Here is a 19,691-nt window from a genome sequence, read left to right on the forward strand (position 1 = left end):
TAGTATGGATTGATAGAGATTTTTGACAATTTGCCTGATGCCAACAAGATTAATAAACCGTTTTGAACGAATTTTATATATGTGAGCTAGCGGGCAAGTTACTTCATTATTACGAAGAGGAAACTCCTCCCTCACAACGGGTACCTGAATTAGCGATAATTAGAAGGAGACTTCTGGCAACGAAATAGAAAAGTATTCAGTAGAAATCTGAAGCGATGATGACTAATAATCTGAGTGATTTCTACTAGAAATGAAACTGTCGTCCCAGGTAGAGAAAGGCCAAACGGAGTAATATTCCCGTGTTTATACTCAGGTAGGCTGCTTAGCTGAATCTTGCCTAAAACAAAAGGAGGGTTACTACTAGCACACAATTTGGGGATTCACACATAGTAAATATACTAGGTCTGAATCCCATTATCTTTGGACTATGACAAACAAATAAACACCTAGGTGTGTTGATCATTTCTGCAAATATTTCAAGATGTCTAAAGAAGCGGAAAAAAAGGACGACTGTAATTTGAATTATCCTGTACTGTTTCCTGGTAATGAATTATCTAAGAATTTGTCTAAAAAATATGGCTACAGGGAATGGATGATCTCTAGGTTTCTAAATTACATTCCCGAACCAAAGAAATTTTTGGAATATATTGATAACGAAGAAAATCTACATACTTACATAAGAGCAAACACGTTAAAGATTGATCCATATGTTCTCAAAAAAAGACTGATTACTAAGGGCTTTCAATTAAAAGATACTCTGTTAGATGAAGTGTTTGAAGTAGTGACTACGCAACTTGATCATTATCACAATTCATCATACAGATTCAATGAAAAAAGCGTTACTCGAAATGACGAAAATGTATGTTTTCAAAATTTATGTGATACTGTAAAAAATAACAATATACAAAATCCTAAATTACCAAGCATTGGCTCAACAATTGAATATTTGAAAGGATATTACTACATCCAGGATTTAAGTTCGTGCATAGCCGTAAACGAACTTGAGATTCCTTATTCAGAAAATCTTGCTGTATTGGATATGGCAGCAGCACCAGGTGGAAAAACTACTCATATTGCTCAAAAATTAAATAACAATGGATTGATAGTAGCTTGTGAATCCAATCCCAAGAGACTTTCATCACTTGTCTATAATTTGTCTCGTTGTTTTGTAACAAATACCATGGTATTTAATTTACGTTCTGAAATGGTGGGAAATTTGGGAATAAAATTTGATAGAGTGCTTCTTGATGCACCATGTACTTGTGAAGGTATTATTCAAAAGGATGTTTCAAGAAAAAAAAGCCGGGAGCCCAAGGATCTAGAAATATGTAGTGAATTACAAAAAAAGTTGATCATTGCAGGATTCAATGTTCTAAAACCACATGGCCTAATGGTTTACAGCACATGCTCTTTTGCACCAGAAGAAAATGAAGTGGTTATCCAATATTTGCTTGACAATTTCAATGATGCACTAATCGAACCAGTTCAGTTAGGATCAGATGGACTAACAAATTTCAAGAATTTGGAGTTCACAGACAGGATGAACAAGACAAAAAGATTCTACCCCCATTTTCATGATACCAATGGTTTTTTTATAGCAAAAATAAGAAAGGAGTACGCCAATTCCAATGCCAACATATTATAGATCACCGAACGCTTTGGAAGAAACGATTCTAAAAAGAGCGTTTTCTCATTGGAGCATCTTTGACCTGTATAATAGAGAAAAATTAATTGTTTCGGATGTATCTGCAACTAATGCAAAAGAAGGGCTACCGGAAATTGAAAATATATCTATTTACAATGCTGCCATATCTTCTGCCTATCGTTCTATGAATAAGAACAAAAAAATTAACAATAATTATAGTAATAGAAGTAGTGGTATCCGTCGTGACGACAATGGTACTGAATCTTTACTAAAGAGGGTTTTCCTTAGATCTAATCCTCAAGAAAGTGACAAATTGCTGTTAGAATTAGGTCCTGTTTCCGTGGGTATCCAAATAGGTCTAATAAGAAAAAAGAAATTCTTGCCCGGATTAAATTTTGCAGAGCTTGTATTAAACCAACACAAAAGTAATAATAATACCGATCTTGAATTTCCTCATATAATTATCAATGAAAAAGCCGCCAACTTGGTTTGCTTTGGAAGGGATATAATGGGAAATTCTGTTATTTCTTTTTATGATGATGTTAAAGAAAACCAGTTGTTGATAATTTTAAATGAATACAAGGAGGTTTTGGGATTGGGTAGATCTAGATTTCCTGGACCATTGTTAAATCGTCCTAACATCGTTACTGTTGATACTGTAGACAATATAGGTACCTTTTACTTACACAACGAAAACCAGAGCATAATAAAGAAATAAAACTATTATTCTTGTTATGGCAAACTGAAAACAAAAATGAAAGAAAAAATTTTTTCTTTCTTATTTTCGTGCTTTGAGCAATACAAGTACTGCAACACCGCCCATCATTGCTCCAAAAATTAAGAGTACCTGTATGGGAAAGCTTCCTGAGGAAGTAGCCACACCTTGAGGAGCATCTGCAGATACAAGGAGGTGCTCTGTTCCTGCTGAACCACCTGGCTGGATCTGAGAAAATCCGCCAATTTGAATCTGTCCACTTGGGGGTGCTGTTAAGCCATTTGCACTCACTGTTACTCCATCTATCTCTGATGATGCCGATGTTTCTTTTACTGTGTGTGTTCCCTCTCTAAAACTACTTTCGCCCAGAGAATAAATAGAAACTATTTCTGAATCTCCTTCTGACAAAGAAAATCCGTATCCTGCAGCGCCAGCCTGTGCTCCTGTAGCATCAAACAAAAAGTGCCAGTTATTCATAGAAACTCCAAATTCCTCAAAATCTAAGATAGGTGTGTTAAAAACTTCTGCTAAGGTAGTATTTTGTATTTTTGATGCAACTTCTGGGACTAATTTTTCAAGACCACTCATTGGATGATTAACGTCAATTTGTCCATATTCCTGAGTATTTACAATCAGAGGTTCCTCCAATGCCATACCTCTCCAGTCAATATCAAGTAAAGATGATGAAGTTCCATTTGATTCTGTAACTAGATTAGTGATGGCTGGGTGCAATTCTACCTGATAAGAGATAGTTGCCGTGGTGGGTCCACCGTTGACCGTTGCACGATATTCCAAAGTTGCATTTGCGAACTCAACTAAACTTTGTTTTTGAGATAGCAAGTATTCATTTATCTTGTCTAAAACAGCAGTCATCCCATTGCTGCTATCTGAAGTATCCAGTGTAAATGAAATAGAATCTTTATTTCCAGCCAACATTTGTGCCAATGTACTATCTGCCGGATATCTCAATGTAATGATTCTGTCTCCAGTAAATGTTGCGTCAGCAGCATTTTTTGAAGGGGAAATTCCAGCTTCCAACTGAATTGCAAAGCCTTGACCAAAAATTCCACTAAAAATAATGATTGCAGATACCAATACTGCGCAATGTAGAGAACTTAATTTCAATAATTACGAATTCCAATTTCCCTGTTTATAATCTTATTGAAATTTTCTCCTTAAAAGACAATTCGAAACAAATACCTTGTAATTAAAATAATTTTTTGAATTCTATTTGATAAATTCGAAAAAAAATTATCAACTATGTGTGAAGCACGTGAACAAGAAATAAAAAATGTGGAAAAGTATCCCCATTCATTGATTACCATTTTAGCAGGAGGAACGGGTTCAGTAAAACTAGTTAGGGGATTATATAACGAATTTAAAAAAAATATCGGAGTCATATCAAACGTTGCCGACAATTTTTGGCATTACGGTCTGTACATATGTCCTGATGTGGATACTATAATCTATGGACTAAGCAATCATTTAGACAAGAAAAGAGGCTGGGGTATAAAGAATGACACTTTTAATTTCCTTAATCACATGAAATTACTTGGTGAAGAAGCCTGGTTTAATCTTGGTGACAAAGATCTTGCAACACATGTTCTTCGAACCCAGTTACTAAAAGAGGGCAAGAATCTCTCAGAAATTACTCGGTTACTATCACATAAATATGGTCTTGGAATTCCAATCGTGCCTGCATCCGATGTGCACTATGAAACAAACATGGTTACAAAAGACGACCAAGTTTTTCATCTACAGGAATATTGGATTAAACATAAAGGAGCTTTGCCCCTCAAAGATATAGTTTACAAGAACGTTAAACTTGCTAAAATTAGCTTAGAATGCAAACGGATGCTTGAAAATTCAAAACTAATAGTTTTGGCACCCGGAAATCCCATATCTAGCATTGGTCCTATTATTGCGATCTCAGGGATGAAAAATATATTGCACAAACATAGAAACAAGGTTGTGATGGTATCCCCTCTTATCTCAAACAAGGCCTTTAGTGGACCAAGCGAAATATATATGAGAGCAAAAAATATTCAACCCGATATACGGGGATTAATTAATTTTTACTCAAAAATTTCTGCTAACATGATCTTTGATCGAGTTGACAAAAAAGAGGTTGAGGAAAAAATAGGGACTACTTCTTATCCTCAGATAAATTTTTCCTATACTGACATACTAATGAATAATTCTCGTAAGGAACTGGCTTTGGCAAGTTATATTATTTCTGAATTTTGTCAAGACAGAAGATAATAAAAGGTTGAATAATTGGAAGATCCAAAAACTGCAATAATAATTCCAGTAAAGAGTTTTGAAAAGAGCAAGACACGTCTCAGTAGGTATCTAACGTTAGAACAACGAATAGAGCTTTGCCGTCATTTTGTAAATGATCTAGTCAAGAAAGTATCAAGACTTGAAAGGTGTCAAATCATCTTTATTACAAATGAATTTATCAATCTACCGGATTCTCTTAGAGACAAATTTCTAACAATCGATGAAGGCATGAATTCGGGTGTAAACAAAGCTGTATCGCTAGCAGATTCTTATATTACTAAAGCAGGATTTGACTCGTCTTTGGTGATTCCAATCGATATTCCTTTATTTAACCTCTCACAAATAAATGAAATTCTCCATTATTCTAAAGGTTTCAGAGAGGGAATTTGTATTGTCCCCTCGTATAGATATGACGGAACTAATATTCTATTAAGAAAACCTCACACAGTTATTGAGACCAGCTATGATGACAATAGTTTTTTTAATCACTTAAGAAGAGGTATGGAAAAAGGCGTATCGGTTAAGGTTTTTGATTTTGAAAATCTAAAGACAGATGTCGATACAATTGAGGACATTATGCTCATTTTTAAAAAGTATGTGTTTACTACAAGTGAACAACTCAATAAAGTGGTAAATACTTCTCACCAGTCCAATTCAAAGATTATTTTGGAAAATAATAATAGTGCATTAAATTATCTCCTTGAAATTTTGAGCCAAAATCAAGATTTATGGTTATGATGAAAAGGATACAACTTTTGATTTATCATTCAAAATACTATCATTATATCTGTTGAAGATATTTATTAGTTGAAGGAGAATACTATTATCTACAATTGTTAGCTAACATCATTGCAATAGTTGTTATTTCGTTTATAGTTGTTGGATCCATGTGGGGAATTGGCAATTTATTGAACCCTCCTAGTGAAAATACTGTTCAAAAATCAAATGATACTATTTTGTTAGTGGCCCAGAATAACGCCTTTAACCAAACAAATCCCACTTTACATGTTAATGCTAATCAACCTACAAAACTCATAATCTTAAACAAGGATTTTGTAAAGCATGATTTCATTTCTGATGAATTAGGTATCAATACAGCCTATCTTAGTACAGAACAGGATTTTGTAACTGGAATTGCAAGCAATAAGACAGGCAATTATACCTATTATTGTTCTTTTCATCCTGAAATGAGAGGAACAATTGAAATAGTATAATCAACAATCACTTAGAGTAGTATCGTGAAGACTACTGGTTTCAAGCTAGATACGGTTTCTTCTGCCGTTGTTGCTGCCGCTGTTGATACTACTTGAGCCAACTACTCCATCCAACATGTCATGCCTTAGCATGCCCTTCTGTTTTGTATAGTTGCAATTATTTAACACCCTAAAATTTTTCTGACATGGTGGATACGATCCTTCTCTTGGAAGGGGGAACCTGGGCAGAGGTAAGGAGGTCAGAGGGGTGGACAAGCGAGTGAGCGAGTAAGCGAATGAATGAGTGACTGGATGAGTGAGTAAGAGAGATTGTTTGTTTATATGTACAAGCTAGTTGGATTTTTAGACCATGACAAATTATTGATTGCTTAAGCTAAAACAAATCTGTTTTCATATTACTTCCTTCATTCTTGAATCAAAGTTCAAATTACATCATTATTCTTACTAAGTAGCCTTTTAACTGTCTTAATATCATAATTGAATAATTCGATGTACAAACCTGCGGAAGATACCTTTTTGATGGAAGATGTTGTAAAAAATTACCGCGGAAATTTTGCTTTAGAAATTGGTATTGGTTCTGGATATTTGACTCGCAGATTGTGTTCTAACTTTGCCTTTGTAATCGGAACTGACCTCAATTTTGATTCAATTGTATATGCTAAAAACAATACGTTATTAACGAATAGTAATAAATTCCTTATTTGTACAGATCTCGGTTCCGCATTGAATTTTAAATTTGATCTAATAATTAGCAATCCTCCATACTTGCCTGCAGATACGGGATGGGGCTTTGAAGATAATACTGTACACGGCGGTAAAGAAGGGGTTGAATTAACCTTTCGAATAATATATTCTGCAAGGTCATTACTTCATGACGATGGCAAGATCTTGTTACTAAGATCGTCTCTTTCTAACATAAAAAAAATGGATAGTTTCATTGATAAATTTTTTTTAAAAAAAAAAATTTTGGTTAGAAAAAATTTATTTTTCGAAATCTTGGAGGTAGTTGAGATAGCCGGAATAAAAAATATGTCTTCTGACAAGTACGAGGTTTAGATTGCTACGGCATCAATTAAAGTCATCTTAATAACAATAATAATAACGAATATGCAAATTAACTAACTAACTAACAAAGAAAGAATGAAAGTTAATCAATGAAAAAGAAAAAAATCAAATTTCTTTTTTTTCACAAAGTTTATTTCTTGATTAGGGCCGCAGATTTTTGAGCTATTTCTTCAGCCATTTTAGATAACGATGCTGAACCGCCCAGATCATATGTCAAATACTTGCCCTCATCGATGACTTGTTCTGTAGCTTTAAAAATCGCATCTGAAATATGTTTCTCTCCAAGATATTCGACCATCCATGCACCAGAGAGTATTGTTGCCGTTGGATTTACTTTGTCTTGTCTTGCATGTTTGGGCGCACTCCCGTGTGCCGGTTCAAACATGGCATAATTATCACCATAATTTCCAGAGTATACATTACCTATGGACCCTACATGACCTGAAGCACATTCCGAAATAATATCCATAAATAGGTTCGTACTAAGCAACAAACTGTCATTGAATCTTTCGGGATTTTTGACTAGTTGTTGTGTCATGTTGTCAATATAATATTCTTCAACTTCAATGTCTGGATATTCCTTGTTTATTTCGGTGACCGCGTTCCAAAAAATACCATCGGTTTCCTTTAGAATATTGCGTTTTGTAATTGCAAATATTTTTTTAAACTCTTTTTGTTTTGCCAATTCGAATGCTTTCTTGACCACTCTCCTACAACCCTTTCCTGTGGTCTTTCTTATTGCTACGGCTGAATCATCACTCGTCTTAAATTCTATTCCTGCGTATAATCCTTCAGTTGATTCTCGCACACAAATGAAATTTAATTGTAATTTTGAAATCTTGTATGTTTTTATAGGACGAATATTTGCGTATAGTTGGAATTTCTGTCTTATGCTTACAGCTACGCTCCGGGGTGCATTGGGGTTTGGCACAGTAGTAGTCGGTCCTTTAAAACAAGCATCAGAATTTTTTAGAGTCTCCCACACCTCTTCTGAGATATATGAATTTCCTTTATTTTTTTCCCACCACTCAGAACCTGCGTCACATTTTATGAGTTCCACATTAGTATTACATGATTTCAGAACCTTGATCATTGCATCTACTAATTCAGGCCCAGTACCGTCACCATTAATTATAGCTGCTTTTTTATTGCTCAAATAAATTCAAAAAGGATTTGATGATATTCCTATTTATTTTTTCAGTTCCTTTGAAACAAAATCAATTTTTCCAAAAAAAGTATTTGAGAATGGAGGGAACTGACTACTGTTAACTATTTTGGTAAATCCTCCTTTATCAGAATAATATGAGTATTGAATATCATAATCGGACAATTCCAAAGTGCTATTTACGTAATTACCTGCGGTAGTATTTTCTACTAACGTAACTGTTTTGTTATCATATGCATAGATCTCCATCAGATCTGGGAGTGATAATTGGACCGGTCTAATGTATTGAACGTGCAATGTGTCTCCTACCGAGTCTGTATGGATAGGTTTCAAACATTCTTCACCTTTTTCATTTGGTTGTTTGCCTACGTTACCTGGAAGTAGATATTGTTTACCGTCTACAAATATCTGCACCCTTGGATAAACATTGTAACTATCTAGTGAATGTGCTTTAAGGCAGACACTTAGTATCTCTGGAGGTGGTACTATCTGAGTAAATACTAATCCAAATAATACTGCAGCACCTATAATTATCGGAGGTAATAACAGATCTTTTTTCCCCAACTTTTGAAAAAAATTCTTTCGTGGGGCCCCCTCTTTTATCTTCCTTTTGGGCACAAAAGTCATAATGTCCCTAATAATATAAATTCTTTAGAATGACTTTGATAGACGGATAAACAGACGGTAAAATAAAAACAATAAATGAATGTACAGAGCTTAGAAGAACGCAGTTGCTCAATGTGCATATAGATGGGGCGAGCAGAGGTAATCCTGGTTTGTCTGCAATCGGTATCATAATAATGAAAGATGATAAGGTGATTAAAGAACATGGGGAATTTATCGGTGTAAAGACCAATAATCAAGCAGAATATGAAGCTCTTCGAAGAGCATTAGAAATATGTTCTGACCTTGATAGGGAAGTTAACATACTGTCAGATAGTGAATTGTTGATAAATCAGAGAAATCTAAAATACAGAATCAGAAGCCAAGAGCTTAAAATACTATCTCGCCAAATTGCAGCCTTGGAAAAAAATTACGACAAAATTACATACAAACATGTACCCAGGTCAAAGAATAGACGTGCTGATTATCTTGCGAACAAAGCTCTTGATGAATATCAACGTTCCAACCAATTCGAATACATTGACCCAAATTAGATAATATTATTATCATTTGTTCGTTTGGTTATCTTATTTCTCATTACATTAGTAGTAGCAGCAGTGCAGCAACAGTAGTAGTAGCAGTAGTAGTAATATAATGCTTCTTGTAAAGTTACTTTAAATAGCGTTGTTACTTTGTTATGAAATCTAAGTTACTTATTTATTTTCTGGTACATGGTTGTGCTACGCTCTCACTTAACCTCATACAATCAAATACTTGTTAATACCATTATAACTTGAGCGGCTATGAGGAATCAGAGTTATCACGTACACAACATGAAGAAAAGGCATTTGACTGAGCCGCCTCAAAATATGCCATTAACATCAAAGAGCATTTATCTTTTTAACAATGGTAAGAATATCTTCATCATTAATCTTGTGTTCTAATCCCACCTTTTGACCTCCGTATTTCACACTCTTTCCCCAGATTTGGGCAAACTTAAAATCCCTTACCATATTACGATGAATTTTGTTGCAAATGTTCTGAACAGTACTTCCACGTGGCATGATGAGCGGTTCAACCAAATCTGCTTCTTGTCCCTTGGGCTTCATATAGATTCTGATAAAGTCCAGCTTTTTGTAAATTTCTTCCTTTAGTATATCAATATTTTTGTTCGTGTCTGCTGAAACTGCTATGTAAGGAATTTTTAATTTTGAAGTAACTGTTTTAAGATACTCTGGGTCAACAAGATCGATCTTATTTATCACCACCAGTGACGGAATGTACACTCGATTACCTGACATTACGTCGATAAGCTGATCGATTGTTAGTCCCTTTTCTCTGATCGTTATTCGACCATTGTGTATACCATTAATACGCATGACATTTCTGATAAAGTTCTCATCGACTTGTGTGGGTACCTGGATACTAACAGATATGCCTCCAGATGAAGTTTTTTCAAGTGTAATGTCGGGAGGCTTTTCGTCCACCTTCACTCCAATCTCGAAAAGCTCTTTTTTTATAACATCTAGGTGATTAACCTGAAATACATCTAATACTATCAAAACAAGATTTGCATTTCTGGCCACTGACAATACTCTTTTTCCGAGGCCTTTTCCAGCAGCTGCCCCTTCTATAATTCCAGGTAAATCGAGAATCTGAATTCGAGCTCCCTTGTAGTCTAGCATACCCGGCACCGCAGTCAGGGTTGTAAACGAGTACGCACCTGTTTTTGATTTTGCATTAGTTAATGCATTTAACAGTGTTGATTTACCTACGCTTGGAAAACCAATCAAAACAACTGTTCCATCTCCTGCTTTTCTAACATCAAATCCTGTATTTCCGCCTCCTGAGGAGATGGTTTTACCATGGGTATTTTCTTCTTGTTCTCTTTTTAATTTTGCAATCTTTGCCTTTAGAAGGCCTATGTGAAATTCAGTAGCCTTATTTATCTGAGTCTTGTGAATCTCATCTTGGATTGCCTTAATTTTCTCTGGAATTCCCATTGGCTGTAATTTATTTAGAAAAATTATAATAAAAATTTTGTTGATGTCATATAGTCAATAAAGTTTGTGAAGAAGGGATAGTTAATGTGGTGTAACGTAATGTGAGTTTGATTCCTTATTTATTCTCGTACTGAGACTTTGAGTAACACATTCTAAAGTTCATGTTTTTCCTTCCATCCTTCCATCCTTCCATCCTACCTTCCTTTTTCTCTCCTATTATCTTCTCGATTCATTCTTTCTCTATTCTAAGATCATAAAGAATTTGAGGCCGTATAATATTGCAACGGTTGAGATAAATCCCAACATGCCCAACCAAGGCAAAGCAGGTATTTTGGGAGATTTTAGCTTTATCTGATGGTCATCGACAATATTGGTGATATAGTCTTTAACGAATGAATGCCATAACTGATACTCTATTCTATGTTTTTTAAGTATCGACTCGATTTCATACACAACAGGCACCCTGACTGACTTGATATGTTGAAAGTAATTTCTTGAAATCTCGACTTCTGCATGAATTCCAATCATACCTTGGTTAAAATCGAGTAATCTAACATGCATTTCCCATGGTCTTTTGAGCTTTTTTGAAAATCCGCTACCAATTTGAGCAGGTTTTTTGTGTTCAAATTTGACCATCTTAAACCCCTCGGAAATCAAAGTATTGATAATTTCGTCCTTTCTTATTTTGACCATTAGGAAAAGATGATCTAGTTCTACCTCTTCTCTCTTTATGAGGTTCTGGATTCCCTGTAATAGGTTTATCGTTCTGGGGTATAGAGTTGAAAATTCAGACATGTATCTCCTCTGTCTCCAATTGTAATCTGATATATTATTCTTTGACTATTTATAATTTAAAAAATTAAAACTTTTGACTGCGAGTATTTGTCTAGTGAATTTTTCCTGATAGTCCTCGTACGTATATGTCAAATTTACTTTCGATACTTAGGGATTCACTCGATATGGGGTGGTTGGTAAATTTGACATTGAATCCTCTTAATATGACCACCGGGGTTGAAGCATCGGATTCACCCATTATCATGGTCCCAATAGAAGCCAAACAGTCTGCTATATTCTGTGATGTGTATTTTAAGACATTTCCAAATAGATCTTTTGTTCCTCTCAAATCTATAATTGGCTCAAATCCACTACAGGCAAGTGCTACACCTGTTGTTCCTCTTCTCATGGGTAAAATTCTGCTATCTGATAATACTATTCCGATCCTTTTTCTGGAATTGATTAGAAATTTGTTTCTAAGAGTTTCCAAGGATTCATAGGGATTTTTTGGATACAGGACAACATGGTCTTTGGGAACATTTGACTTGTCAATCCCTGCGTTTGGAGCCAAAACTCTATGAACAGAGGTGAGAACGAATCCATATAGGCCCCCAAATATCTCATCCGATTCTCTTATTATCAACTCCATCATTTCTGGACTAATATGATATTTCTTGCTCAATAAAATGGCCTCTTCGGAAGGTTTAACATCGCTCAATTTCTTTATCCTGCCTTCACTAATGGATAAATATTTGCTTGATATGACTAGTATGTCAAAATCTTGAATTTGTATTTCGTCTTTATTGTTGATGATTTTATCGTATATGTCAAACCTAGAAGATTCCTTTTCTAGATGAATTGGGATGATTTGCAAATACTGTTAGTTAGTCATCTTTGAACTTATTAATAGATTGATTCCTTTTGAAGGCTCTGTTCAGTTAACAGGTTTTAATTCCTTGTTGTGATAGTCGACAAACAGGTTCAACCAGTTTTTTACGTGTTTTAGTTTGCAGTTCTTTAGCCTGCAGGGAAAGTAATCATCGAAACTTTCAGTTCTGTCCTTGATATACTGCATTGTTCTTTCAATCAAGTTTTTTTCATAGGAGGAATGGAGATGGTGTTCTAATTTAAGGAATTGACAAGCCATGGGATACCAAGTACCACCATCTGTTGAAACTGGATGCTTTCCATAGTCTCTGACTATGTTTGACAGAAACCGTTCCGCAACAAACATGTTTCTCTCCTTAGAAATGGATAGTGAGAGAATTTCCTTACTTTTCGCATCTATTGCAACCCATAACCACGTGTATTCTGAACCAACCTTAAGCAATGTTTCATCTACAATGAATTCACATATCCTTCTTTGTTTTGTCTTGATAATCTTAGGTTGGTACTTTTGAATCCAGTTCCAGATAGTGACATGATTTCGTTTGATACAGTATGATAATCTTTCAGATGTTTTCCTAAGAGAAAGACCTGAAAAGTACAAATGTAAGCCATAATACACATACCTTGAAGGTGTTCTGTTTCTAGTATTCATAAAAGAGATAGGACATCTTCAAGCTATAGACTTGACGCTAAATGAACAGAGCCCTTTTGAATGATGGCCCATATTCAAAAAGTATTAATCTTCAGATGTCGCAGTTTAGTATATTACCATGGGAATGACTTTAACTGAGAAAATTCTTTCTCATTCCTCGCAATCAAAATCTGTAGTGCCAGGAGACATTGTCTTTTCAAACGTTGATAAAGTTATGATTCATGATGTCTCAGGACCTGGTGTCATAAAGGTCTTTAAAGAGTTAGAAAAAAAAGGTATCAAATTAGAAAAGGTCTGGGATCCAGATAGAGTTTGGATATCTGAAGATCATTTTGTCCCTGCTTCTGATAGAATTTCTGCAGATAATGTTATACAGCTTACGAATTGGGCTAAGAAGTACGGTATCAAGAGACATTACAAATATGGAATGGGGCAATATGGTATTTGTCATACAATCTCACATGAGGAGGGTTTGGTTTTACCTGGAGAAGTCTATGTAGGCGGTGATTCTCATACTAATACAACTGGTGCAGTCGGTGCATTTACCGCTGGCTTGGGTCACACAGATATTGCCTATGTACTAAAACATGGTAAAATTTGGTTTAAAGTACCAGAAACAATGTTGTTTAAGCTAAATGGGAAAAAACCCGATCATGTTATGGCTAAAGATATCATTTTGAATATTATATCTGATATTGGAACTGATGGGGCAAATTATAAAACAATGCAATTTAGCGGTGATGTGATACATAATTTGGAAATGGAAGAAAGATTCACTTTGACTAACATGACTACAGAGGCAGGTGCAAAAAATGGAATAATAGAACCAGATCAGATTACTGCAGACTATCTAAATGACAGAACCAATGCTCCAATTAAAATACAACGAGGTGATCCCGATGCTACATATAGTGAAATATTTGAGTATGATTGTGAAAAAATGGAACCATGTGTAGCAAAACCCTATTCTCCAGAAAATGTTGTCACAGTTAGAGAAGTTCCAAATACTGAAATAGATAAAGCTTACATAGGTTCATGCACAGGTGCCAAACTTTCTGACCTTAGATCTGCTGCGAAAATTCTTAAAGGAAGAAAAGTCAAAGTACGAACAGAGGTCCTTCCAGCTGCCCAATCAATATATATGAAAGCGATAAAAGAGGGCCTGGTCACTATTTTTATGGAATCGGGCGCAGTAATCGGCCCGCCTACATGCGGTGCTTGTTGTGGTGCGCATATGGGTGTATTGGGAAAGGATGAAATTTGCGTAAGCACTACAAATAGAAACTTTCCTGGTAGAATGGGGAATGTGACATCTCAAACCTACTTGGCATCGCCGATGGTTGTTGCAGCATCAGCTGTTACTGGAAAACTAACTGATCCGAGGGATCTATGATCATGATGAAATTGAAAGGAACTGTTCATAAATACAATAAAGCAAATATCGATACCGATGTAATTATTCCTGGTCCTTATCTTAAAATTCATGATCACGATGAACTAGCCAAACATGCAATGGAAGGACTCGATCCGGATTTTACAAAAAAAGTATCAGCAGGGGATTTCTTGTTGGTTGGACATAACTTTGGATGTGGTTCAAGCCGAGAGCATGCTCCCATAGCTCTTTCAAAAACCGGTATTAAAGCAATACTGGCTCCATCATTTGCAAGAATTTTCTATCGAAATTCTATTGACGGGGGGTATTTGCTTCCAATAGAAATAGAAGAAAATATTCTGGAAAAAATTGGAGATAAAGAAATAATAGAAATTGATCTCGAACAGAATCTTATCACGAATATTTCCAAAAATGAGACTTATCCTATAAGACCCTTTAGTAAGATAATTGCCGGGATAATTGAGGCAGGAGGATTGTTCAATTATAAGATTTCATAACCTTACCATATCTATCTATTATTCTGATCGAACCAATGGGTAAGAGAGTTGCAATTGCAAAGAAGTCAGTGTATGTATGTATGTATGTCCATACAAGTATCGTTCTTACCTGAGTTATTTGCATCCGGGTGTTCATTCCTTAGCAGCAGCAGCAGCATGGATAATTTCCTCCAAAGTCAAGTATTTCAAATCAAGACTTTGCTGAGAATGATAGAACATCATTTGATTCTTTGTATTTTCATCAATTGTGTTATTGCTTTTTGAATAATATACTACAAGTATAACAACATCGCCACCCTCGTTTGGTTTTTCTACATACGCAAATTGAATAGTGCCGTAGTAGGGGATGAGGCGTACTGCCAAAGAACATGCAAAACTATAATGCTTTCCTGTAAATTTTTCCACGATCAACTCCGGCGCATGGATTTCAATTACGTCTAATTCATCTTGTTGATTACTACTACTACTACTGCTGTTGCTGATCTTGAAATTATTCTGTATCGTATTGCCAACAACCTTGTTGGTGTACAAGACTTTTTTAATTTTACAGTCCTTAAAATTTGATTCTGCTACATTCTTGAAATTTTGCATGCAGAACTTGCTTAGATATATTGAGATATGACTCTTTACGTCTTGAAATTGTAAACTACATAATATAGTAGCAAATTTCAACCATCACCTGCGTACTAATTGTTTAACCTGGTTCGAAGACTAGAGTGTGAGGTCATGTAGACACTCAAACGATAAATGTGATGGAGATCGCTTACTTGAAAAGGAATAGGGATACTGGAAATAAAATAAGCTACATACTTTGTGTAATACCAACTTGTTATGTTCTTTTAATCGGATCTAGAAATATAGATACCATAAACTTTCAGGATATTGTTCCTATCAATTTTCGGTAGGCTTCTAAACCGCTCTCAATATCGTTTTTTACAGCCGATTCTAACTGTTCTCCACTAAAAGAATAAGTTAGAAGGAAAGGCTCGTTTGCTATGAAACGTAGACTATTACCAGAGAATGCAGCAGTGCCTGTAACCCTAGGTTCATCAAATAGGTTGCTGGTGATTATTATCGAATTGTTTAAAGGATATGTATACAGCGTTCCAAATTGAATTGGTAATTTAATGGTATTATTTAAGGTCAAAATGTTTATTGATTGTAGTTGAACAGGCTTGCTAGAAGTAAATGTGATCAGTCCCGAATATGTTTTCTCGCTGCTGTTGCTGTCAACAGAAAATATATAATATGATTGTTCAAGTCCGGTGCCTTGAATCGGATCACCTTTAGATGTAACTGTTCCCGTGATGGCCATCTTGTACAACGGCGAATAAGGCGATGTTGATGTTGATGTTGATGTTGGTGGTTCTGTAATCGTTGGTCCGGATGATTTTAGACCAGAAAGTTTAACATTGTCTGGAACTTTTGGGGTACTTGATATCTGATATTGACTTTCATATGAAACAAGGTAGTCGCCTGATGGCATTGACTTTTGGGCAGTTGCGGATTCGTATTGGAATTCAGGTGGTGACGCCAACGCTGTTGTTAAAGAGGGGTAAAAAAGCAATCCATGAGCTGAAATCAAAAGTATGCTAGAAGCAAAAATAAGAGTGCCTTTTAACCTTGACAGTGTACACTCTATTTGGCGAAGACTTTTTGCCGCTACTTCACACATGGGACTAGATTTTGTAATTGATGGGATTTATACTATGTCATTGAACCAAATCGATTATACTCTTTTGTACTATTTTTTTAGCCTCAGATGAGATATCGTAACAATCTAGTATTTTCATGGGGTTTTTTATCAATTTTTTCCTGAATTCTGGTTCACTGGCTGCCTTTAGCAAAATTTCACTTATTACTTCAGCATCCATGTTAATAGAACTCAAGTAATTCCTCAAGTAAATTTTGAATATATATACTTTTTTGAATTAAAAATATTATCTTTAACGTTTCAATTCTGTGAAGCAGGTTCACATGGAACATAATTTATTCTTTTTTCAAATTGGTATAACCTAACCTACATAGTATGTCAGTTGATAGGATCTTTATATGTTAACCAATAATTAAAATAATATTCCAGACAAAAAATATCTTGTTTATACTTATTGAAAAGCGAACCTGTTTTATTACTAGAGTCCAGAAAAAAATGGAATAGGCAAGGAACATCGAGAATTCAGCCTGTAGAGGAGACATTAGCAAAAGTTCTTCCATTGGCCAAAGAAATAGGTGTTACAAGAATAGCCGATATTACGGAAATGGATAGGTTGCGAATTCCAAACTATTCAGCTGTGTTACCTGGAACAGAAGATTATATCTGGGTCTATAGTGGAAAGGGTCCTACAAAAAATCATGCAAAGGCAAGTGTCGTGATGGAGAGCATTGAAAGGTATTCTTCATTACCTTCTAACTACGAAGGAACAATCATAAAAGGAACATACAAAGAACTATCAAAAAGCTATAATGTTTTAAAATACGACGATGTAATAGAACCGCTCTCATTTCAATTAAATGATGAAATGATGATGGATTATTGTATTGGTTACGACCTTTTGAATCATAAAGATATCTTGGTACCAGCTCCTCTTGTTATATTTAGGTACTCTCCTGTCCCGCCATCTATAAATCCGTACTCTTTTTTTCATACGAATGGATTGGCATCAGGAAATGTAATGGAAGAAGCAGTTTGTCATGCACTTTGTGAAGTTATCGAAAGGGATGCCGTTAGCATTGCTGAATTTTCCAGCAGTGCTTTTCAATATCATGTTCTTAAGACTATTGAAAATGAATTTCTAAAGTATGGAGTTGTGGGAGTAAAATCCCTTAATTCTAGAGATTTTATAGACGATAATTCTCTTTATCCTGATATTGATCTAAATGAAGTCGACTATTCTCCTGCAAAAAAACTAATCAGGCAGTTCAAAAAGTGTCATATTTCATTAATTGTTAAAGATGTTACTTCAGACATAGGAATACCCACCTTCATAGCAAGTAGCGTTGAGTGGGTAAATCATGATTATGGCTATCTGGTGGAGGGTCATGGAACTCATCCTGATTCTAGAATAGCTTTGATGCGAGCCATCACTGAAGTCTCCCAATCAAGAGCTGCTAATATTCAGGGATCTCGGGATGATCTGAGAAAGATGAAATACGATCCTCAGAACAGCGATGAACATAGATCATGGCAATTTATGGCCTCCAAAAACAAGAAAAATTTCTCTAAAGTCAATTCATTCTATCACGACGATATACTTGATGATATAAAACTAATCCTTGAGAACTTGAAAGATAGAGGTTTCAAAAACGCCATAGTGGTTAATATGACAAATTCTAAACTAAAAATACCGGTCGTTAGAGTTATTGTTCCTGGACTAGAAACTTTCAAGATAAACAAACTAACTGTAGGTCGCAGGGCACAGGAGAGTGCTTTAAAATGTCTTTTACAAAAAAGCCCATAATTTTTCTTGGCCCATCTCTCTCAATAGAGAAAGCCAAAAAGATCCTAGATGCCGATTATAGAAAACCTGCCAAAAAAGGTGACATCTTGCAATTAGTATTCAAAGAGACTAGCATCGTTGGACTAATCGATGGATTTTTCCTACAAGATTACCCTCCTACTCCAATCGAAGTGTACAACCTTTTAAAAAAGAAAGGAACGACAGTCTACGGTTCTTCAAGCTTGGGAGCACTTCGTGCGGTAGAGCTTTCTAAATTTGGTATGATAGGTGTGGGCAAGATATTTAACTTGTTTAGAAAGGGTATAATAGATTCTGATGATGAGGTAGCCGTTACTTTTACTGATTATTCAAATTTTAAATCTGAAGCACTAATAGATATAAGGTATAACCTGTTCTTAGCCCATAAATCAAAGGTTATTGACAAAGAAGCCAAGAGGATTATACTTAGAATATCCAAACAAACGTATTTTCCCTACAGGACCTATGATGATATTCTAGACAAGTGTAAAACAAAACATCCAGAGATCAGGTCACAGGTAGAACAGTTTAGAGAATATCTTAAAACAAATAGAAGGAGTTTGAAGGAAGAAGATGCAGTATTGCTATTAAAGCGAATAAAGAAGCATATCGAATCAATCAATTAAAAAATCAAAAAGTTAAGGTAATTTTATATCTACTCAAATTAATTAAAAAATTAATCATGAATAACCGCCTGTCTCATTTTTTTTCGCGTGTAGATTCATACCATATCTATGTGGTATTTTTTTACTTTTCGGCATTCATGATGCTGTATATCACGACCTTTGGAATGTACTGGAGTTGGGTGGAGTACAACGTAACTGGAACAATCAATATTGGTGAAATAATCGTAAAAAACGATCTCCTTTTCGAAGGGGCGGGCAAATTAGTATCTTATCTTGCGGTGTTTTCTGTAATTACTTGGTATTGTGTTACCAAAATTGGTTATAAGAGGGTTCAGAATACTCCAAAGATCGTACGATCTGTTTTGTCGGTTTTGGCACTAGTATTAATCACGGTATCAGCATATGAATTTGTTTATAATTTTACGGTTTGGGGCTCTCTTATTACCGTAAACACTATGAATAATTATCTAAACGTTGACGATATTAACATCAACTACCCCAATCCGGAGACACCATGGAATCTTGTCTTTGCTACCAAAATGACCCTTGCCGCACTAATTATTTCATGTCATGCCTTTTTTGTGATTAATAGAGCAGGTAAGAAATCCACTATATATGTAAAAAAAAATTAGTGATGTTTAGGCTTTGGCGGATTATCCAAGATATATTATTTTTAAAACTTTTAATATGAC

Annotated in this window: 23 protein-coding genes and 1 other RNA gene; 13 read left to right on the plus strand and 11 right to left on the minus strand. The window is 35.2% G+C overall.

The genetic code is table 11. The annotated features are described in order from the left end of the window. Nucleotides 1-81: 81 nt before the first annotated feature. The 3 genes from rnpB (at nucleotide 82) to NFRAN_RS09615 (ending at nucleotide 2,363) form a co-directional block, all read left to right on the plus strand. An RNA gene (rnpB, locus tag NFRAN_RS09605) (RNase P RNA component) lies at nucleotides 82-369 on the plus strand. Nucleotides 370-481: 112 nt separating this feature from the next. Then, nucleotides 482-1,645 carry an NOL1/NOP2/sun family putative RNA methylase gene (locus tag NFRAN_RS09610; RefSeq protein ID WP_134484784.1) on the plus strand — a complete coding sequence of 388 codons (1,164 nt, stop codon included), beginning with the start codon at nucleotides 482-484 and terminating at the stop codon, nucleotides 1,643-1,645. Next, nucleotides 1,629-2,363, plus strand: coding sequence for a hypothetical protein (locus tag NFRAN_RS09615; protein WP_134484785.1), 735 nt, complete (start codon nucleotides 1,629-1,631; stop codon nucleotides 2,361-2,363). Before NFRAN_RS09610 ends, NFRAN_RS09615 begins: the two co-directional genes overlap by 17 nt. 60 nt (nucleotides 2,364-2,423) lie before the next feature. On the opposite strand, the gene NFRAN_RS09620 is transcribed toward NFRAN_RS09615, so the two are convergent. After that, nucleotides 2,424-3,485: a hypothetical protein gene (locus NFRAN_RS09620; RefSeq protein WP_134484786.1), complete on the minus strand. Its 1,062-nt coding sequence runs from the start codon at nucleotides 3,483-3,485 to the stop codon at nucleotides 2,424-2,426. Nucleotides 3,486-3,620: 135 nt separating this feature from the next. On the opposite strand from NFRAN_RS09620, the gene cofD reads away from it, so the two are divergent. The 3 genes from cofD to NFRAN_RS09635 all read left to right on the plus strand — a co-directional run bounded on the left by cofD (nucleotide 3,621) and on the right by NFRAN_RS09635 (nucleotide 5,857). Continuing rightward, entirely contained in the window at nucleotides 3,621-4,622 is a 1,002-nt protein-coding gene (cofD, locus tag NFRAN_RS09625) for a 2-phospho-L-lactate transferase (RefSeq protein WP_134484787.1), read from the plus strand. 15 nt (nucleotides 4,623-4,637) lie between these two features. Continuing rightward, entirely contained in the window at nucleotides 4,638-5,381 is a 744-nt protein-coding gene (gene cofC / locus NFRAN_RS09630; RefSeq protein WP_134484788.1) for a 2-phospho-L-lactate guanylyltransferase, read from the plus strand. A gap of 95 nt (nucleotides 5,382-5,476) precedes the next feature. Continuing rightward, nucleotides 5,477-5,857: a cupredoxin domain-containing protein gene (locus tag NFRAN_RS09635; protein WP_134484789.1), complete on the plus strand. Its 381-nt coding sequence runs from the start codon at nucleotides 5,477-5,479 to the stop codon at nucleotides 5,855-5,857. 45 nt (nucleotides 5,858-5,902) lie between these two features. Here NFRAN_RS09635 and NFRAN_RS09640 read toward each other — a convergent pair whose 3' ends face one another. Further along, nucleotides 5,903-6,112: a hypothetical protein gene (locus NFRAN_RS09640; RefSeq protein ID WP_134484790.1), complete on the minus strand. Its 210-nt coding sequence runs from the start codon at nucleotides 6,110-6,112 to the stop codon at nucleotides 5,903-5,905. A gap of 234 nt (nucleotides 6,113-6,346) precedes the next feature. Between NFRAN_RS09640 and NFRAN_RS09645 the strand changes: the two genes are divergently transcribed. Next, on the plus strand, nucleotides 6,347-6,913 hold the full coding sequence (locus NFRAN_RS09645) for a HemK2/MTQ2 family protein methyltransferase (protein ID WP_134484791.1): 567 nt from the start codon (nucleotides 6,347-6,349) through the stop codon (nucleotides 6,911-6,913). Nucleotides 6,914-7,052: 139 nt separating this feature from the next. Here NFRAN_RS09645 and NFRAN_RS09650 read toward each other — a convergent pair whose 3' ends face one another. Then, nucleotides 7,053-8,078: an isocitrate/isopropylmalate dehydrogenase family protein gene (locus tag NFRAN_RS09650; RefSeq protein ID WP_232037988.1), complete on the minus strand. Its 1,026-nt coding sequence runs from the start codon at nucleotides 8,076-8,078 to the stop codon at nucleotides 7,053-7,055. A gap of 33 nt (nucleotides 8,079-8,111) precedes the next feature. Further along, nucleotides 8,112-8,705, minus strand: a complete 594-nt coding sequence (locus NFRAN_RS09655) for a hypothetical protein (protein WP_172602259.1) — start codon at nucleotides 8,703-8,705, stop codon at nucleotides 8,112-8,114. A gap of 122 nt (nucleotides 8,706-8,827) precedes the next feature. On the opposite strand from NFRAN_RS09655, the gene NFRAN_RS09660 reads away from it, so the two are divergent. Further along, nucleotides 8,828-9,244: a ribonuclease HI family protein gene (locus tag NFRAN_RS09660; RefSeq protein ID WP_172602260.1), complete on the plus strand. Its 417-nt coding sequence runs from the start codon at nucleotides 8,828-8,830 to the stop codon at nucleotides 9,242-9,244. A 327-nt stretch (nucleotides 9,245-9,571) separates the two neighbouring features. On the opposite strand, the gene NFRAN_RS09665 is transcribed toward NFRAN_RS09660, so the two are convergent. The 4 genes from NFRAN_RS09665 to NFRAN_RS09680 all read right to left on the minus strand — a co-directional run bounded on the left by NFRAN_RS09665 (nucleotide 9,572) and on the right by NFRAN_RS09680 (nucleotide 13,007). After that, complete coding sequence (locus NFRAN_RS09665) at nucleotides 9,572-10,693, minus strand: OBG GTPase family GTP-binding protein (protein ID WP_134484794.1); 1,122 nt, start codon at nucleotides 10,691-10,693, stop codon at nucleotides 9,572-9,574. A gap of 240 nt (nucleotides 10,694-10,933) precedes the next feature. Continuing rightward, nucleotides 10,934-11,488, minus strand: a complete 555-nt coding sequence (locus NFRAN_RS09670; RefSeq protein ID WP_134484795.1) for a hypothetical protein — start codon at nucleotides 11,486-11,488, stop codon at nucleotides 10,934-10,936. 91 nt (nucleotides 11,489-11,579) lie between these two features. After that, the gene (locus NFRAN_RS09675) at nucleotides 11,580-12,341 is read right to left on the minus strand and encodes a coenzyme F420-0:L-glutamate ligase (protein WP_134484796.1); all 762 of its coding nucleotides are present in this window, start codon (nucleotides 12,339-12,341) and stop codon (nucleotides 11,580-11,582) included. A 60-nt stretch (nucleotides 12,342-12,401) separates the two neighbouring features. Continuing rightward, a complete protein-coding gene (locus tag NFRAN_RS09680; protein ID WP_134483260.1) occupies nucleotides 12,402-13,007 on the minus strand; it encodes a DDE-type integrase/transposase/recombinase in 606 nt (201 codons plus the stop codon). Nucleotides 13,008-13,131: 124 nt separating this feature from the next. On the opposite strand from NFRAN_RS09680, the gene NFRAN_RS09685 reads away from it, so the two are divergent. Continuing rightward, nucleotides 13,132-14,400, plus strand: coding sequence for a 3-isopropylmalate dehydratase large subunit (locus NFRAN_RS09685; RefSeq protein WP_134484797.1), 1,269 nt, complete (start codon nucleotides 13,132-13,134; stop codon nucleotides 14,398-14,400). 5 nt (nucleotides 14,401-14,405) lie between these two features. Further along, complete coding sequence (leuD, locus tag NFRAN_RS09690) at nucleotides 14,406-14,897, plus strand: 3-isopropylmalate dehydratase small subunit (RefSeq protein ID WP_172602381.1); 492 nt, start codon at nucleotides 14,406-14,408, stop codon at nucleotides 14,895-14,897. 132 nt (nucleotides 14,898-15,029) lie between these two features. Here leuD and NFRAN_RS09695 read toward each other — a convergent pair whose 3' ends face one another. From NFRAN_RS09695 to NFRAN_RS13905, 3 genes are all read right to left on the minus strand, one after another. Continuing rightward, the gene (locus NFRAN_RS09695; protein ID WP_134484798.1) at nucleotides 15,030-15,488 is read right to left on the minus strand and encodes a hypothetical protein; all 459 of its coding nucleotides are present in this window, start codon (nucleotides 15,486-15,488) and stop codon (nucleotides 15,030-15,032) included. A 283-nt stretch (nucleotides 15,489-15,771) separates the two neighbouring features. Next, complete coding sequence (locus tag NFRAN_RS09700; RefSeq protein WP_134484799.1) at nucleotides 15,772-16,572, minus strand: hypothetical protein; 801 nt, start codon at nucleotides 16,570-16,572, stop codon at nucleotides 15,772-15,774. Nucleotides 16,573-16,609: 37 nt separating this feature from the next. After that, on the minus strand, nucleotides 16,610-16,786 hold the full coding sequence (locus NFRAN_RS13905) for a hypothetical protein (protein ID WP_172602261.1): 177 nt from the start codon (nucleotides 16,784-16,786) through the stop codon (nucleotides 16,610-16,612). Nucleotides 16,787-17,005: 219 nt separating this feature from the next. On the opposite strand from NFRAN_RS13905, the gene NFRAN_RS09705 reads away from it, so the two are divergent. Genes NFRAN_RS09705 through NFRAN_RS09715 form a run of 3 tightly spaced genes read left to right on the plus strand, consistent with a single transcriptional unit; the run spans nucleotide 17,006 to nucleotide 19,631 of the window. Then, on the plus strand, nucleotides 17,006-18,355 hold the full coding sequence (locus NFRAN_RS09705; protein WP_134484800.1) for a YcaO-like family protein: 1,350 nt from the start codon (nucleotides 17,006-17,008) through the stop codon (nucleotides 18,353-18,355). Further along, nucleotides 18,331-18,999 carry a TfuA-like protein gene (locus tag NFRAN_RS09710; protein WP_134484801.1) on the plus strand — a complete coding sequence of 223 codons (669 nt, stop codon included), beginning with the start codon at nucleotides 18,331-18,333 and terminating at the stop codon, nucleotides 18,997-18,999. The genes NFRAN_RS09705 and NFRAN_RS09710 overlap by 25 nt, the downstream gene beginning before the upstream one ends. A 56-nt stretch (nucleotides 19,000-19,055) precedes the next feature. Beyond that, nucleotides 19,056-19,631 carry a hypothetical protein gene (locus NFRAN_RS09715; protein WP_145988071.1) on the plus strand — a complete coding sequence of 192 codons (576 nt, stop codon included), beginning with the start codon at nucleotides 19,056-19,058 and terminating at the stop codon, nucleotides 19,629-19,631. Nucleotides 19,632-19,691: the final 60 nt, after the last annotated feature.

The organism is Candidatus Nitrosocosmicus franklandus (assembly GCF_900696045.1).
Taxonomy (GTDB): domain Archaea; phylum Thermoproteota; class Nitrososphaeria; order Nitrososphaerales; family Nitrososphaeraceae; genus Nitrosocosmicus; species Nitrosocosmicus franklandus_A.

Coding starts and splice junctions, on each gene's coding strand:
- NFRAN_RS09610 (WP_134484784.1), top strand. CDS start 482: ATGTCTAAAGAAGCGGAAAAAAAGGACGACTGTAATTTGAATTATCCT.
- NFRAN_RS09615 (WP_134484785.1), top strand. CDS start 1,629: ATGCCAACATATTATAGATCACCGAACGCTTTGGAAGAAACGATTCTA.
- cofD (WP_134484787.1), top strand. CDS start 3,621: ATGTGTGAAGCACGTGAACAAGAAATAAAAAATGTGGAAAAGTATCCC.
- NFRAN_RS09645 (WP_134484791.1), top strand. CDS start 6,347: ATGTACAAACCTGCGGAAGATACCTTTTTGATGGAAGATGTTGTAAAA.
- NFRAN_RS09665 (WP_134484794.1), bottom strand. CDS start 10,693: ATGGGAATTCCAGAGAAAATTAAGGCAATCCAAGATGAGATTCACAAG.
- NFRAN_RS09670 (WP_134484795.1), bottom strand. CDS start 11,488: ATGTCTGAATTTTCAACTCTATACCCCAGAACGATAAACCTATTACAG.
- NFRAN_RS09680 (WP_134483260.1), bottom strand. CDS start 13,007: ATGAATACTAGAAACAGAACACCTTCAAGGTATGTGTATTATGGCTTA.
- NFRAN_RS09685 (WP_134484797.1), top strand. CDS start 13,132: ATGACTTTAACTGAGAAAATTCTTTCTCATTCCTCGCAATCAAAATCT.
- leuD (WP_172602381.1), top strand. CDS start 14,406: ATGAAATTGAAAGGAACTGTTCATAAATACAATAAAGCAAATATCGAT.
- NFRAN_RS09695 (WP_134484798.1), bottom strand. CDS start 15,488: ATGCAAAATTTCAAGAATGTAGCAGAATCAAATTTTAAGGACTGTAAA.
- NFRAN_RS09700 (WP_134484799.1), bottom strand. CDS start 16,572: ATGTGTGAAGTAGCGGCAAAAAGTCTTCGCCAAATAGAGTGTACACTG.
- NFRAN_RS09710 (WP_134484801.1), top strand. CDS start 18,331: ATGTCTTTTACAAAAAAGCCCATAATTTTTCTTGGCCCATCTCTCTCA.
- NFRAN_RS09715 (WP_145988071.1), top strand. CDS start 19,056: ATGAATAACCGCCTGTCTCATTTTTTTTCGCGTGTAGATTCATACCAT.